This is a genomic window from Dellaglioa sp. CoH-55-MRSF-6 (assembly GCF_056782215.1).
This window is the reverse complement of the sequence record NZ_JBXAYJ010000026.1, coordinates 1-359: the sequence shown is the minus strand read 5'-3', so window position 1 is coordinate 359 and position 359 is coordinate 1. Positions and strand designations below refer to the sequence as shown.

The 359-nt window shown below is 52.4% G+C and carries 1 protein-coding gene; it reads left to right on the top strand.

The features are described 5' to 3' along the window. On the top strand, positions 1-359 hold a 359-nt coding region (locus AC1RPK_RS07660; RefSeq protein WP_481769338.1), incomplete at its 5' end, for a hypothetical protein.

Here is a 359-nt window from a genome sequence, read left to right as displayed (position 1 = left end):
ACCTAGCAACGTGGGAGATGAACCCGTTTTACACGCGGCAGTCTCAGATCATTGCTACAGCGTACGCCGCTAACCCAGAAAAGGCAGCACGTGACTGGGGCGCGAATCCTCCTGCTGTTCACTCGCGATTTATCCATCCCGATACTATTGCACAGGGTACATTCGTCAACGGGCCAAATGCGCACAACTTCATCTACCAGTTCGATAAGCCGGGTGAAGTCTACGGTCGTATCGAAACCGTGCGTCGTTTCAAGTGGCCAAGCATAATCGCGATCGACGCCGGGTCCTCGAACAACTCGTTCTGTATTGCATCTGTCCACTACGATTTCGACACAGGGAAAACTGTGTCGAAATCGTAG